At 73.7% G+C, this 13396-nt stretch carries 12 protein-coding genes; 6 read left to right on the top strand and 6 right to left on the bottom strand.

Annotation, left to right across the window (positions count from 1 at the left end):
* Positions 1 to 38 precede the first annotated feature (38 nt).
* The 3 genes from pepN to GHR20_RS26810 all read right to left on the bottom strand — a co-directional run bounded on the left by pepN (position 39) and on the right by GHR20_RS26810 (position 3924).
* Complete coding sequence (pepN, locus tag GHR20_RS26820; RefSeq protein WP_194858999.1) at positions 39 to 2531, bottom strand: aminopeptidase N; 2493 nt, start codon at positions 2529 to 2531, stop codon at positions 39 to 41.
* Between the two features lie 123 nt (positions 2532 to 2654).
* The gene (locus tag GHR20_RS26815; RefSeq protein WP_046426519.1) at positions 2655 to 2987 is read right to left on the bottom strand and encodes a chorismate mutase; all 333 of its coding nucleotides are present in this window, start codon (positions 2985 to 2987) and stop codon (positions 2655 to 2657) included.
* A gap of 34 nt (positions 2988 to 3021) precedes the next feature.
* A complete protein-coding gene (locus GHR20_RS26810; RefSeq protein WP_111582462.1) occupies positions 3022 to 3924 on the bottom strand; it encodes an AraC family transcriptional regulator in 903 nt (300 codons plus the stop codon).
* 99 nt (positions 3925 to 4023) lie between these two features.
* On the opposite strand from GHR20_RS26810, the gene GHR20_RS26805 reads away from it, so the two are divergent.
* Both GHR20_RS26805 and GHR20_RS26800 read left to right on the top strand, forming a co-directional pair.
* Complete coding sequence (locus GHR20_RS26805) at positions 4024 to 5838, top strand: beta-galactosidase family protein (RefSeq protein ID WP_153814614.1); 1815 nt, start codon at positions 4024 to 4026, stop codon at positions 5836 to 5838.
* Positions 5839 to 5936: 98 nt separating this feature from the next.
* Positions 5937 to 6818, top strand: a complete 882-nt coding sequence (locus tag GHR20_RS26800; protein ID WP_153814613.1) for a hypothetical protein — start codon at positions 5937 to 5939, stop codon at positions 6816 to 6818.
* 65 nt (positions 6819 to 6883) lie between these two features.
* Here the strand turns inward: GHR20_RS26800 and GHR20_RS26795 are convergent, their stop codons facing one another.
* On the bottom strand, positions 6884 to 7798 hold the full coding sequence (locus GHR20_RS26795) for an SDR family oxidoreductase (protein ID WP_153814612.1): 915 nt from the start codon (positions 7796 to 7798) through the stop codon (positions 6884 to 6886).
* A gap of 7 nt (positions 7799 to 7805) precedes the next feature.
* Positions 7806 to 8564, bottom strand: coding sequence for an SDR family oxidoreductase (locus GHR20_RS26790; RefSeq protein WP_153816149.1), 759 nt, complete (start codon positions 8562 to 8564; stop codon positions 7806 to 7808).
* A 143-nt stretch (positions 8565 to 8707) separates the two neighbouring features.
* On the opposite strand from GHR20_RS26790, the gene GHR20_RS26785 reads away from it, so the two are divergent.
* Genes GHR20_RS26785 through GHR20_RS26770 form a run of 4 tightly spaced genes read left to right on the top strand, consistent with a single transcriptional unit; the run spans position 8708 to position 12191 of the window.
* Positions 8708 to 9472, top strand: a complete 765-nt coding sequence (locus GHR20_RS26785; protein WP_153814611.1) for an enoyl-CoA hydratase family protein — start codon at positions 8708 to 8710, stop codon at positions 9470 to 9472.
* On the top strand, positions 9473 to 10324 hold the full coding sequence (locus GHR20_RS26780; protein WP_153814610.1) for a CoA-transferase: 852 nt from the start codon (positions 9473 to 9475) through the stop codon (positions 10322 to 10324).
* A complete protein-coding gene (locus GHR20_RS26775; protein WP_153814609.1) occupies positions 10321 to 11061 on the top strand; it encodes a CoA-transferase in 741 nt (246 codons plus the stop codon). Before GHR20_RS26780 ends, GHR20_RS26775 begins: the two co-directional genes overlap by 4 nt.
* Complete coding sequence (locus GHR20_RS26770) at positions 11061 to 12191, top strand: nitronate monooxygenase (RefSeq protein ID WP_153814608.1); 1131 nt, start codon at positions 11061 to 11063, stop codon at positions 12189 to 12191. The genes GHR20_RS26775 and GHR20_RS26770 overlap by 1 nt, the downstream gene beginning before the upstream one ends.
* Before the next feature lie 36 nt (positions 12192 to 12227).
* On the opposite strand, the gene GHR20_RS26765 is transcribed toward GHR20_RS26770, so the two are convergent.
* On the bottom strand, positions 12228 to 13385 hold the full coding sequence (locus GHR20_RS26765) for an acetyl-CoA C-acetyltransferase (RefSeq protein ID WP_153814607.1): 1158 nt from the start codon (positions 13383 to 13385) through the stop codon (positions 12228 to 12230).
* Positions 13386 to 13396: the final 11 nt, after the last annotated feature.

Below are 13396 nucleotides of genomic sequence, written 5' to 3'. Positions count from 1 at the left end.
ATCGGCATTAAGGACCAGCGGAGCCTAGGCCGTCGGTCCTACTGCCGTGCCTCCTGCTCGCGGGCCCGCAGCGCGCGGCCCAGGTCGTCCAGGCGGTCGGCCAGGGCGCGGCGCAGGGACGGGGTGAGGTCGTCGCGGTCCAGGCATGCCTCGCCGAGGTGCACGTGCTCGGCGTCGACGACGTGGGCCGGGAAGCACCAGCGGCCGACGGAGGCCGCGATGGCGGGGCCGCGGCGGGCGGCGAGGGGGACCGACCCCTCGTAGAAGCGCGGCACGTACTCCCGTACCAGGTCGGCCTGTTCGGGCTGCCAGAAGCCGTGGGCCGTGGCCGTGAACAGGTAGTTGGACAGGTCGTCGCCGTCGAACATGGCGGCCCAGGCCGCGCGCTTGGCCTCCGGGTCGGGCAGGGCGGCGCGGCAGCGGGCGGCGCCCTCCTGGCCGGTGGCGCTCGGGTCGCGGGCCAGTTCGGCGGCGATGGCGGCCTCGTCGGTGGCGCCGAGTACGGCGAGCCGGGCGAGGATGCGCCAGCGCAGGTCGGGGTCGAGTTCGGGGCCGCCGGGCACGGTGCCGTCGGCGAGCCAGGCGTCGATGGTGTCCGGGTGCGCGGCCACGTTGATCAGATGGCGGACGGCGATCAGCCGCAGACCGGGCTGGTCGCCGTCCTCGGTGCGGCGCAGCAGGTCGCGGCAGAGGGCGGTGAGCGTGGCGAGGGCGGCCGGGCGCTTCTCGGCCGGGAGGTACTGGTCGGCGATCTGGGCGCTCGCGAAGACGAGCACGCCCTGCACGATGGCGAGGTCGGTCTCGCGCGGCAGATGGGCGCGGGCGATCTCCAGGTAGGCGCCGGGCGCGAGTTCGCCGTCGCGCACCGCGTCGCGCAGGGAGTTCCAGACGATCGCGCGGGTGAGCGGGTCGGGCAGCCCGGACAGGCTGCTGCCCACCGACGCGAAGGAGGCGGCGTCGAAGCGGACCTTGGCGTAGGTGAGGTCGCCGTCGTTGAGCAGGATCAGCGCGGGGCGCTTGCCGATGGGGCGCGGGGCGTCCTGCGGGACGTCGAGTTCGAGGCGCTCGCGCAGGATCAGCCGGCCCTCGTCGGCGACGTCGTGGTCGTACAGCCCGGCGACGATGCGGTGCGGGCGGCTGCCCTGGTGGTCGACGGTCAGCGCGCAGGCGCCGTCGACGGTCTCGATCACGGGCGTGAGGGTGTCGACGCCGGTGGTGCGCAGCCAGCTGTCGGCCCAGGCGCGCACATCGCGTTCGGTGACGGAGGCGAGGGAGTCGAGGAAGTCGGCGAGGGTCGCGTTGCCGAACTTGTGGCGGGCGAAGTGGGTGTTGATGCCCGCGAGGAAGTCCTTCTCGCCCAGCCAGGCGGCCAGTTGGCGCAGTGCGGAGGCGCCCTTGGCGTACGAGATGCCGTCGAAGTTGAGCAGGGCGGTGGCGGCGTCGTCCACGCCCTCGGGGGCGACCGGGTGGGTGGTGGGGCGCTGGTCCGCCTCGTAGCCCCACGCCTTGCGGGTGACGCCGAACTCGGTCCAGGGGTCGGTGAAGCGGGTGGCCTCGGCGGTGGTCTGGTAGCCCATGTACTCGGCGAAGGACTCGTTCAGCCAGATGTCGTCCCACCACTTGAGGGTGACCAGGTCGCCGAACCACATGTGGGCCATCTCGTGCGAGATGACCATGGCGCGCAGCTGGCGCTCGGTGTCGGTGACGGCGGAGCGGTAGACGAACTCGTCGCGGAAGGTGACGAGGCCCGGGTTCTCCATGGCGCCCGCGTTGAACTCGGGCACGAACGCCTGGTCGTAGGAGTCGAAGGGGTACGGCTCCTCGAACTTCTCGTGGTAGCGGTCGTAGCACGCGCGCGTGACCTCGAAGATCTCCTCGGTGTCGACGTCGAGGTAGGGCGCGAGGGAGCGGCGGCAGTGGATGCCGAAGGGCAGCCCGCGGTGCTCGGTGCGCACCGAGTGCCAGGGGCCGGCGGCGACGGCGACCAGGTAGGTGGAGATCGGCGGGGTGGGCGCGGCCCGCCAGATGCCGTCCGAGCCGCGCTCGGTGACGCCGTTGGCGAGCACGGTCCACGCGTCGGGCGCCTTGACCGAGACCTCGAAGACGGCCTTCAGGTCGGGCTGGTCGAAGGCGGGGAAGACGCGCTGGACGTCGTCCATGGCCAGCTGTGTGTACAGGTAGGTCTCGCCGTCGACCGGGTCCGTGAAGCGGTGCATGCCCTCGCCGGTGCGCGAGTAGCGCATGGCCGCCTCGGCGCGCAGCTCGTGCTCGCCCGCGGCGAGGTTCTTCAGCAGCAGCCGGTCCTCGCGCAGCGCGTCCGGGTCCAGGGGCTGTCCGTCGAGGGTGACGGAGCGCAGCTCGGCGGGCTTCACCTCGAGGAACGTGTCGCCGTCGGACCGCATGGCGAACCGGATCACGGTCCGGGAGTCGAAGGTCTCGTCCCCGGTGGTGAGGTCCAGTTCGACCGTGTAGCGGTGGACGTCGAGGAGCTGAGCTCGGAGCTGCGCTTCATCGCGCGTGAGTACGGACATGCACGCCATGCTGCCCGATGGGACTGACAGCGCACAGCGGAGGAGCGTTACACGGTTATTATCCGACCCGCCCCTTTCCTTCCCCTTGTTCGGAATTCGGTGCCCGGTATCCGGGTTCCGGATTCAGCTCCCGTTGGTGTCCTCGGCGATGCGTTCGTGGTGCCTGATCACCTCGGCGATGATGAAGTTCAGGAACTTCTCGGCGAACGCGGGATCGAGCTTGGCGTTCTCGGCGAGCCGGCGCAGCCGGTCGATCTGGCGGGCCTCACGGGCCGGGTCGGCGGGCGGCAGCTGGTGCACGGCCTTGAGCCGGCCGACCTGCTGGGTGGCCTTGAAGCGTTCCGCGAGCATATGGACGACGGCGGCGTCGATGTTGTCGATGCTGTCGCGCAGCCGCTCCAGTTCCTGGCGGACCGCGGGGTCCACGTCACCCGTACCCGTGTTGCTGGTGGTCATGGACGCCAACCCTATGTGGTCGACGGGCCGGGACTCATACGGTGTCCGGTGGATGGATCGCCGGACGGATGACCGGGGGGTCGTCCGGGTCCGGGACCAGGTCGCTCCAGCCGCCCGGGACGCTGCGGCCCTGCTGGGCGCGGAAGCGGACCGGGGCGAGGCCGACGCGGCGGGTGAACAGGCGGGAGAAGTAGGCGGGATCGTCGTAGCCGACGCGGCGGGCGACGGCGGCGACGGGCAGTTCGGTGGCGGCGAGGAGTTCCTTGGCGCGGCCGAGCCGGATGCCGAGCAGATAGTCCTTGGGGGTGCAGCCGGCCGCCCGGCGGACCGCGCCGCGCAGTTCGGCGGTGGTCATGCCGTGCCGGGCGGCGTGGCCGGCGACGCTGAGCGGGGCGCAGGCGTCCCGGGCGAGGGCTTCGAGCACCTGGTCGCCGTCGGGGGCGAGGTCGGCGCGGGCGCGGCGCAGGGCGACCAGCAGTTCGTGCACGGCGGCGCCGGTCTCCACCTCCAGGAGGGGGTTGCCGCGGCGGGCGGCGCGGGCGATGCGGGCGACGACCGCGCGCGGGCCCGCGGCGTCGGAGAGGGCCACGACGGGCCGTTCGGGCTCGATGTAGCCCAGTTCCGTGTAGGTGGTGGCGGCGGGCCCGGCGAAGTCCACGAAGCCCTCGTCCCAGCCGGTGTCCGGATCGGGGGCGTAGTGGTGGGACACGCCGGGGGTGAGCCAGAGCAACGCGGGCGCGGTGACGGTCGTACGGCGGCCGTCCGCGCCGGCGTACCAGCCGCCGCCGGAGCTGATCACGACGGCCACATGGTGGTCGAGGGTGCGCGGGCCCACGGTGGGCAGCGCGCCGTGCTGGAGTCCGACGCCGAGGCAGACCAGGCCGAGGCGGTGGTGGGCGGGGCCGGGGCTGAAGAACCGCATCCAGGTCTGGTACATCGCTGCTCCTGCCGGCGTCGGCGGCGGCCGGTCTTTAATCCAAGTGGTGCCGATCTTCGTCCATGGCACCGGGCACCGGAAGGGGTGAGCCTTGGCGGTATGAGCGAGTTCACCGTGGGCGAGCGGGACTTCCTGCTGGACGGGCGGCCGGTGCGGCTGCTGTCCGGCGCGCTGCACTACTTCCGGGTGCACGAGGAGCAGTGGGGGCACCGGCTCGCGATGCTGCGGGCGATGGGTCTCAACTGCGTGGAGACCTACGTGCCGTGGAATCTGCACGAGCCGGCCCCGGGAAGTCACCGGGACGTGGCGGCGGTCGGCCGGTTCCTGGACGCGGCGCGCGCGGCGGGCCTGTGGGCGATCGTGCGGCCCGGCCCCTACGTCTGCGCCGAGTGGGAGAACGGCGGCCTGCCGGCCTGGCTGACGGGCGAGCTGGGCGGGCGCGTACGTACCCGGGACGAGCGCTACCTGAGCCATGTCCGCGACTGGTTCGGCCGGCTGCTGCCGGGGATCGTGTCCCGGCAGGCCGACCGCGGCGGTCCGGTGGTCCTGGTCCAGGTGGAGAACGAGTACGGCAGCTACGGCTGCGACGCGGACCATCTCGCCGAACTGGTCGCCCTGTTGCGCGCCGAGGGGGTCACCGTGCCGCTGTTCACCTCCGACGGCCCCGAGGACCACATGCTGACCGGCGGGACGGTGCCCGGGGTGCTCGCCACGGTGAACTTCGGCTCCCGCGCGCGCGAGTCCTTCGCCGCGCTGCGCCGCCACCGGCCCGGGGGCCCGCTGATGTGCGCGGAGTTCTGGTGCGGCTGGTTCGACCACTGGTCGGGCACGCCCGCCGTGCGCGATCCCGGGGAGGCCGCCGAGACGCTGCGGGAGATCCTGGAGTGCGGTGCCTCGGTGAACCTCTACATGGCGCACGGCGGTACGAGCTTCGGCGGCTGGGCGGGCGCGAACCGGGCCGGCGAGCTGCACGAGGGTGAGCTGCGGCCGGATGTGACGTCGTACGGCTACGACGCCCCCGTGGACGAGTACGGCCGCCCCACGGAGAAGTTCTGGCGCTTCCGGGAGGTGCTGGCGCGCCACCAGGAGGGACCGTTGCCGACGCTGCCGCCGGAACCCGTGCGGCTGGCCTCCCCGGTGGAGGTTTCGCTCACCGAATGGGCGCCTATGGACGCCGTGCTGGCCGCACTCGGCGGTGCGGAGACGACACGCGTCCTGGCTCCCACGTTCGAGGATTTGGGCGTCACCCGCGGCCTGGTGCGCTACGAGGTGGACGTGCCCGGGCCGCGCGAGCCGTACCCGCTGTCCGTGCGGGGGCTCAGGGATCTGGCCGTGGTGTACGTCGACGGGGTGCGGGCCGGGGTGCTCACCGAGGCGGAACCGCGGCTCAAGGAGCCCGTCGCGGGTCCGGCGCGGGTGGAACTGTGGGTGGAGTCCCTCGGCCGGGTGAACTACGGGCCGCTCCTGGGCGAGGCGAAGGGGATCACCGGGGGTGTGCTGCACGAGCGGCAGTACCTGCACGGGGTGCGGGCCCGGGGGCTGGACCTGGACGCGTTCGAGGACGGCGTGTCGGGGGTGCCGTTCACCGCGCCGCCCCCGGCGGGGGGACCGGGGCTGTACCGGGGCACCGCCACGGTCCTCGGGGCGCCCGGGGACGCGCGGCTGGAACTGCCCGGCCTGACGCGCGGATTCGTGTGGGTCAACGGCTTCTGCCTCGGCCGCTACTGGGCGGTGGGACCCCAGCGCTCGCTGTACGTCCCCGGGCCGGTGCTGCGGGAGAGGGAGAACGAGGTGTGGGTGCTGGAGCTGGAGAACACGGAGAGCGCAGAAAACGCAGAAAGCGCGGGGAACACGGAGGGCGCGGCGGGGGCGCAGGGGGCGGGGGCGGCCGTGCCGCGGCTGCTGCCGGTGTGAGGGGCGCGGCGGGGGCGGCGCGGCCCCTACCCTGGAGGGACGGTCGCCGAGGCTCGTCGGGGACCGGCGCGGGATGTCCGGTGTCTGGGGGTGCCGAGGTGGCGAACGGCGGACCGGTGGAGCACGGGTTCCCGCATCTGGAGACGGTGCGGGCGGCGATCACCGCGCTGTACCGGCGGCTGTCCCCGACGACCGTACAGACGTTCGCGACCAGCGTGGCCCCCGCGGACGTGGCGTTCTGCGACACCGACGATCTGCATCTGGGGGCGCAGCGGGTGGCCCGGGAGATGGTGCGGCACTTCCGGTTGCCGGACGCGCGGCTGATCGTCGGCTTCCGGGAGATGACCCACGCGGCGAACATCGAACTGGCGGCGGGGCCCGAGTACTTCGTGGAGCTGAACGACCGTTTCCGCACCCATCGCGAGGACATCGGCGCGGCGCTCGCGCACGAGGTGGCGCACGTCTATCTGCACCGCCTGGATCTCGCCTTCCCCACGACGGCGGAGAACGAGATCCTCACGGACACGGTGACGACGTACCTGGGCGCGGGCTGGCTGCTGCTGGACGCCTACCGGGAGGACGCGCTCTCCTCGCAGAAACTGGGCTATCTCACCCCGGAGGAGTTCGGGTACGTGCTGGCCAAGCGGGCCCTGCTGTTCGACGAGGACCCCTCGATCCGGTTCACCAGCCCCCAGGCGTACACCGCGTACACCGAGGGGCTGGCGCGGGCCCGCCAGGACACCCGGCAGCCCCCGCTGACCGGCGCCGGCTGGACGGGCCGCCGCCGCTACGCGCACGACCGCCGCCACGCCGCACCGGCTCTATCGGGCGCCCCCTACTCCTTCGGCACCGACCCCTCCGGCGCCCTCCAGGTCACCTTCCCCTGCCCGACCTGCCACCAACGGATCAGGGTGCCGGTGCGGGGGCGGGTGCGGGCGCGGTGCGGGTTGTGCGGGGCGGTGTCGGAGTGCGATACGTGAGGGGAGCCTGCCGGTGAGGGGCACGGGGCTCCGCAGACCGCGCCCCTGGCCGGCCGACTGCCGGGTCAACCGAGCTCCGTCCCGTACACCGCCCCCGGTCGTTCCGCCTCCCCCAGCAGCCGCAGCGCCTCCTTGCCCACCTCCTCGACCTCCCAGCGGGCCCCCTTGTCCGCCGTGGGGCCGCGGTGCCAGCCCTCCATCACGCTGAGCCGACCACCCTCGATCTCGAACACCCGTCCGCTCACGCCCGCGCTCGCGGCCGAGCCCAGCCACACGACCAGCGGCGAGACGTTTTCCGGGGCCATGGCGTCGAAGCCGGTCGCCGGGGCGGACATCGTCTCGGCGAAGGCGCGCTCGGTCATCCGGGTCCGGGCCGCGGGGGCGATGGCGTTGACCTGGACGCCGTACCGGGACAGTTCGGCCGCGGCGACCAGGGTGAGCGCCACGATCCCGGCCTTGGCCGCGCTGTAGTTCCCCTGCCCGAGCGAGCCCAGCAGACCGGCGCCGCTGCTGGTGTTGACGACCCGCCCCGCCGGCCCGCGCCCGCCCTTCGCCTCGGCCCGCCAATACGCGGCGGCGTGCTTCAGCGGCAGGAAGTGTCCCTTGAGATGGACCCGGAGCACCGCGTCCCAGTCGTCCTCGCCGAGGTTGACGAGCATCCGGTCCCGCAGGAAGCCCGCGTTGTTGACGAGTGTGTCGAGCCGCCCGTACGCCTCCAGCGCGGTCCGCACCAGCGAGGCCGCGCCCTCGCCGGTCGCGATGTCCCCGCCGTGCGCCACCGCTTCGCCGCCCGCCGCGCGGATCTCCGCGGCGACGGCCTCCGCCGGGTTCCCACCGCCGGGCCCGCCGTCCAGCCGTACCCCGAGATCGTTGACGACGACCCGCGCGCCCTGCGCCGCGAAGGCGAGGGCGTGCGCCCGCCCCAGCCCCCGCCCGGCGCCGGTGACGACGACCACCCGTCCCGCACAGACTCCGCTCACGCCCATCTCAGCTCTCCTTTGGGGAAGTCGGACATTGCGCGGACCCCCGCCCCACCGCTCCCAGGAACCCCGGCCACTCCCCGCCTCCGTGCACCTGGAGGCTCGCCCCGCTGATGTACGCCGCGGCGTCGGAGGCGAGGAAGACGGCGGCGGTGCCGACGTCGGCGGGAGTGGCCAGCCGGCCGAGCGGGACGGTGCGGGCGACGGCGGCGACCCCGTCGGGTCCGCCGTAGTGCGCGGCGGACCGCTCGGTGCGCACCATGCCCACCACGAGCGTGTTGACCCGCACATCCGGCGCCCACTCCACCGCCATGGACGCGGCCAGAGCGGCGAGCCCCGCCTTGGCCGCGCCGTAGGCCGCCGAGCCGGGCGAGGGGCGGCCGCCGCTGACGCTGCCGATCATCACGAGGGAACCCCGGCTGCGCCGCAGGTGCTCGTACGCGGCGAGGGACGCGGTCAGCGGGGCGGTCAGGTTCAGCTCCAGGACCCTGGCATGGTGTTCGGCGTCCGCGTCGAGCAGCCGCCGGTACGGCGTCCCGCCCGCGTTGTTGACGAGTACGTCGAGCCGGGGCAGCGCGCCGAAGAAGGCCCGGACGGCGGGCGGGTCCCGCAGATCGAGCGGGGTGAACCCGACGCCGTCCAGCGGCTGTTCGGGAGGTCTGCGGGCGCAGGTCAGGACGTGGGCGCCCGCGTCCGCGAAGGCCCGTGCGATGCCGGCGCCGACCCCGCGGGTGCCGCCGGTGACGAGGACGGTGCGGCCGCGCAGGGAGCCGGCCGGGTCGTGCCAGGAGTTGTCCACAGGACGCGCGGTCGAGTTTTCCACAGGGCCTCCCGCTGGTCCGCGGCGGCTGCTAATTTCGAAGCCATCGCACCTAACAAATGTTTGGTGGAAAGGTAGCTGATGCGCCCATGGGTGTCTCCCGTTCGTCCCCGGAAAAAGGGATTTCCGTGGTCACCGTCGACTTCCCGCCGGTCAACGCGCTCCCGGTGACCGGCTGGTCCGCGCTGGCCGAGACCGTGCGCGCGGCGGGCCGCGACCCCGAGGTCCGCTGTGTGGTGCTGGCCGCCGAGGGCCGGGGGTTCAACGCGGGCGTGGACATCAAGGAGATACAGGCGCACGGCCGGCGGGCGCTGATCGGCGCGAACCAGGGCTGCGCCGACGCCTTCGCCGCGGTGTACGAGTGCGAGACGCCCGTGGTCGCCGCGGTGCAGGGGTTCTGCCTGGGCGGCGGGATAGGGCTGGTGGGCAACGCGGACGCGATCGTGGCGAGCGAGGACGCCGTCTTCGGGCTGCCCGAGCTGGACCGGGGCGCGCTGGGCGCCGCGACCCATCTGGCCCGGCTGGTCCCGCAGCATCTGATGCGCGCCCTGTACTACACGGGGCGGACGGCGAGCGCGGCGGAGCTGCACCGGCACGGCTCGGTGTGGCGCGTGGTGCCGGGCGCGGAGCTGCGGGCGGCGGCGCTGGAGCTGGCCCGGGAGATCGCCGCCAAGGACGGCGGGCTGCTGCGCATGGCCAAGGCCGCGATCAACGGCATCGATCCGGTCGATGTGCGCCGCAGCTACCGCTTCGAGCAGGGCTTCACCTTCGAGGCGGGCCTCAGCGGCCTGGCCGACCGGGTGCGCGACACCTTCGGCAGGGACACGGGCGGGGACGGGAAGGAGGGGGCGTAGATGGGCGACAAGACGATGACCGCCGAGGAGGTCGTCGGGCGGCTGGAGAGCGGAATGACCCTGGGCATCGGCGGCTGGGGCGCGCGCCGCAAGCCGATGGCCCTGGTGCGGGCGCTGCTGCGGTCCGGGTTACGCGATCTCACGGTCGTCTCCTGCGGCGGCCCGGACATCGGGATGCTGGCCGCCGCGGGAAAGGTGCGAAGGCTGGTCACGGCCTTCGTCACCCTCGACTCGATCCCGCTCGAACCGCACTATCGGGCGGTCCGCGAGCGCGGCGGACTGGAACTGACGGAGGTGGACGAGGGGATGCTGCTGCGCGGTCTGGAGGCGGCGGCGCAGCGGCTGCCCTTCCTGCCGGTGCGGGCGGGCGTCGGCTCGGACGTCATGCGGGTCAACCCCGCCCTGCGGACGGTCACTTCGCCGTACGAGGACGGGGAGACACTGGTGGCGATGCCCGCGCTGCGGCTGGACGCGGCCCTGGTGCACATGCACCGCGCCGACCGGCTGGGGACCGGCCAGTGTCTGGGCCCGGACCCGTATTTCGACGATCTGTTCTGCGCGGCGGCGGACGCGGCCTACGTCTCCTGCGAGCGGATCGTGGACACCGCCGAGCTGACCAAGGAGGCGCCGGCGGAGTCGCTGCTGCTGCGGCGCCTGACGGTGACGGGCGTGGTGGAGGCGCCGAACGGCGCGCATTTCACGTCCTGTGCGCCGGACTACGCGCGGGACGAGGAGTTCCAGCGGCTGTACGCGAGGACGCCGTGGCCGGAGTTCGCCGGGCGGTTCCTCGGCACCGACGAGGGCGGTTACCGGGCGGCGGTGGCCGAGTGGCGTGCGGAGGAGGGGCGATGAGGGCGACCCGGGCCGAGTACTGCGTGATCGCCTGCGCCGAGGCGTGGCGCGGGGCCGGGGAGATACTGGCGAGCCCGATGGGGCTGATCCCCTCGCTGGGCGCCCGGCTGGCCCGGCTCACCTTCGCGCCGGACCTGCTGCTGACCGACGGGGAGGCCCTGCTGGTCCGCCCGGACGGCACCCCGGAGGGCCGGCTGACCTTCCGGGAGCATCTGACGCTGGTGGCGGGCGGCCGCCGGCACGTGATGATGGGCGCGAGCCAGATCGACCGGTACGGCAACCAGAACATCTCCTGCGTCGGCGACTGGGCCCGCCCCCGCCGCCAGCTGCTCGGGGTGCGCGGTGCGTCGCTCAACACGCTGAACAACCCGACGAGTTACTGGGTCCCCCGGCACTCGCGGCGGGTGTTCGTGGAGCGGGTGGACATGGTGTGCGGGGTGGGGTACGACCGGGCGGCCGCGCTCGGCCGGACGGCCCGCTTCCATCACCTCGGGCGGGTCGTCTCCGACCTCGGGGTCCTGGACTTCCCGGCGCCGGACCACGCGATGCGGCTGGCCTCGCTGCATCCGGGGGTGAGCGTGGCCGAGGTGCGGGAGGCGACGGGGTTCGAGCTCGTGATGCCGGACGAGGTCCCCTTCACCCGGGAGCCCGCGCCGGACGAACTGCGGCTGATCCGCGAGGTGCTGGACCCGGACGGGGCCCGTGAGCGCGCGGTGCCCGAGGGGGTGCGGGGCTGATGGAGACCGCGCTCACCCGGCTGACCGGCGTCCGTCATCCGGTGGTGCAGACCGGGATGGGCTGGGTGGCCGGACCCCGGCTGGTGTCGGCGGCGGCGAACGCGGGCGCGCTGGGCATCCTGGGCTCGGCCACGATGACACCCGCTCAGCTGCGGGCGGCGATACGGGAGGTGCGGTCGCGCACGGGGGCGCCGTTCGGGGTGAACCTGCGCGCGGACGCCGGGGATGCGGCCGAGCGGGTGGAGATCCTGCTGGCGGAGGGCGTGCGGGTGGCCTCCTTCGCGCTGGCTCCCTCCCGCGAGCTGATCGACCGGCTCAAGGAGGCGGGGGTGGTGGTGATCCCGTCCGTCGGGGCGCGACGGCACGCGGAGAAGGTCGCCGCGTGGGGCGCGGACGCGGTGATCGTGCAGGGCGGCGAGGGCGGCGGCCACACCGGCGAGGTGGCCACGAGCGTGCTGCTGCCGCAGGTGGTCGACGCGGTGCGGATACCGGTGGTCGCGGCGGGCGGGTTCTTCGACGGGCGGGGCCTGGTGGCGGCGCTGGCGTACGGGGCGGCGGGGGTGGCGATGGGCACCCGGTTCCTGCTCACCTCGGACTCGACGGTGCCGGATCCGGTGAAGGCCAGATATCTGGCGGCCACGGTCCGGGACGTCACCGTGACCCGCGCGGTGGACGGCCTGCCGCACCGCATGCTGCGCACGGACCTGGTGACGGCGCTCGAACGCTCCGGCCGCATACGGACCCTCGGGCACGCGGTGCGGCGGGCGGCCGGATTCCGGCGGCTGTCGGGGCTGACCTGGCGGCAGCTGGTCCGCGACGGTCTCGCCCTGCGGCACGGCAAGGAGTTGGCCTGGGGTCAGCTCCTGCTCGCGGCGAACACACCGGTGCTGCTCAAGTCGGCGATGGTGGACGGCCGTACGGACCTGGGGGTGATGGCCGCCGGGCAGGTCACCGGGCTGATCGAGGACCTGCCCTCGTGCGCGGAACTGGTGGAGCGGATCGTGAAGGAGGCGGAGGAAGTACTGGAGCGGCTGGAAGGGTTGACGGAGAGGGCGGGGGGCGCGGGGGCCGATGGGGCCGGCGTGGACGGGAGACCGGCGAACCCGGGAGCCCGGCGGACCCGGGGCTGACGGGTCCCGGGCCCGGAAGAGAGGGGCGGCTCGCGCTCAGAGGCGTTCGATGATCGTCACGTTGGCCTGGCCGCCGCCCTCGCACATGGTCTGGAGGCCGTAGCGGCCGCCGGTGCGCTCCAGTTCGTGGAGCAGGGTGGTCATCAGGCGGGCGCCGGTCGAGCCGAGGGGGTGGCCGAGGGCGATCGCGCCGCCGTTGACATTGACCTTCTCGGGGTCGGCGCCGGTCTCCTTCAGCCAGGCGAGGACGACCGGGGCGAACGCCTCGTTGATCTCCACGAGGTCGAGGGCGTCGATGGTCAGGCCGGTCTTCTTCAGGGCGTGCGCGGTGGCCGGGATGGGGGCGGAGAGCATGCGGATGGGGTCCTCGCCGCGCGCGGAGAGGTGGTGGACACGGGCGCGGGGACGCAGTCCGTGGTCGCGTACCGCGCGTTCGGAGGCGAGGAGGAGCGCGGCGGCGCCGTCGGAGGTCTGGGAGGAGCAGGCGGCGCTGATGGTGCCGCCGTCGAGGACCGGCTTCAGGGCGGCCATCTTCTCCAGGGAGGTGTCACGGCGCGGGCCCTCGTCCACGGCGACCGGACCGTAGGGGACGGTCTCGCGCTCGAAGCGGCCGGTGTCGATGGCCCACACCGCCCGGCGGTGCGAGCGCAGGGCGAACTCCTCCTGCTCGGCGCGGCCGATGCGCCACTGGGCGGCGATGGCCTCGGCGCCGGCGAACTGGTTGACGGGTCTGTTGCCGTAGCGGGCGCGCCAGCCGGTGCTGCCGAGGAAGGGGCCCTCGGTCAGGCCGAGCGGGTCGGCGGCCCGGCGGGAGGCGAAGGCGATGGGGATCTGGGACATGTTCTGCACACCGCCCGCGACCACCAGGTCCTGGGTGCCGGAGAGCACGGCCTGTGCGGCGAAGTGCACGGCCTGCTGCGAGGAGCCGCACTGCCGGTCCACGGTCACACCCGGCACCTCCTCGGGCAGTCCGGCGGCCAGCCAGCTGGTGCGGGCGATGTCCCCGGCCTGGGGGCCCACCGCGTCCAGACAACCGAACACGACGTCCTCGACGGCGGCCGGGTCGACGCCGGCCCGCTCCACGAGGGCGCGCAGGACATGGGCGCCCAGGTCGGCCGGGTGGACGCCGCTGAGTCCTCCCCCGCGTCGCCCGACGGGCGTGCGGACCGCTTCGACGATGTATGCCTCGGCCATGCCACTCGACT

The organism is Streptomyces sp. SUK 48 (assembly GCF_009650765.1).
GTDB lineage: Bacteria > Actinomycetota > Actinomycetes > Streptomycetales > Streptomycetaceae > Streptomyces.
This window is presented reverse-complemented; position numbering and strand designations above follow the sequence as displayed.

What these genes read in the sequence shown, in the direction of transcription:
- GHR20_RS26765 (WP_153814607.1), bottom strand. Translation starts at nt 13,385, where the DNA reads ATGGCCGAGGCATACATCGTCGAAGCGGTCCGCACGCCCGTCGGGCGA.
- GHR20_RS26775 (WP_153814609.1), top strand. Translation starts at nt 10,321, where the DNA reads ATGAGGGCGACCCGGGCCGAGTACTGCGTGATCGCCTGCGCCGAGGCG.
- GHR20_RS26780 (WP_153814610.1), top strand. Translation starts at nt 9,473, where the DNA reads ATGGGCGACAAGACGATGACCGCCGAGGAGGTCGTCGGGCGGCTGGAG.
- GHR20_RS26785 (WP_153814611.1), top strand. Translation starts at nt 8,708, where the DNA reads ATGGGTGTCTCCCGTTCGTCCCCGGAAAAAGGGATTTCCGTGGTCACC.
- pepN (WP_194858999.1), bottom strand. Translation starts at nt 2,531, where the DNA reads ATGTCCGTACTCACGCGCGATGAAGCGCAGCTCCGAGCTCAGCTCCTC.
- GHR20_RS26805 (WP_153814614.1), top strand. Translation starts at nt 4,024, where the DNA reads ATGAGCGAGTTCACCGTGGGCGAGCGGGACTTCCTGCTGGACGGGCGG.
- GHR20_RS26770 (WP_153814608.1), top strand. Translation starts at nt 11,061, where the DNA reads ATGGAGACCGCGCTCACCCGGCTGACCGGCGTCCGTCATCCGGTGGTG.
- GHR20_RS26815 (WP_046426519.1), bottom strand. Translation starts at nt 2,987, where the DNA reads ATGACCACCAGCAACACGGGTACGGGTGACGTGGACCCCGCGGTCCGC.
- GHR20_RS26810 (WP_111582462.1), bottom strand. Translation starts at nt 3,924, where the DNA reads ATGTACCAGACCTGGATGCGGTTCTTCAGCCCCGGCCCCGCCCACCAC.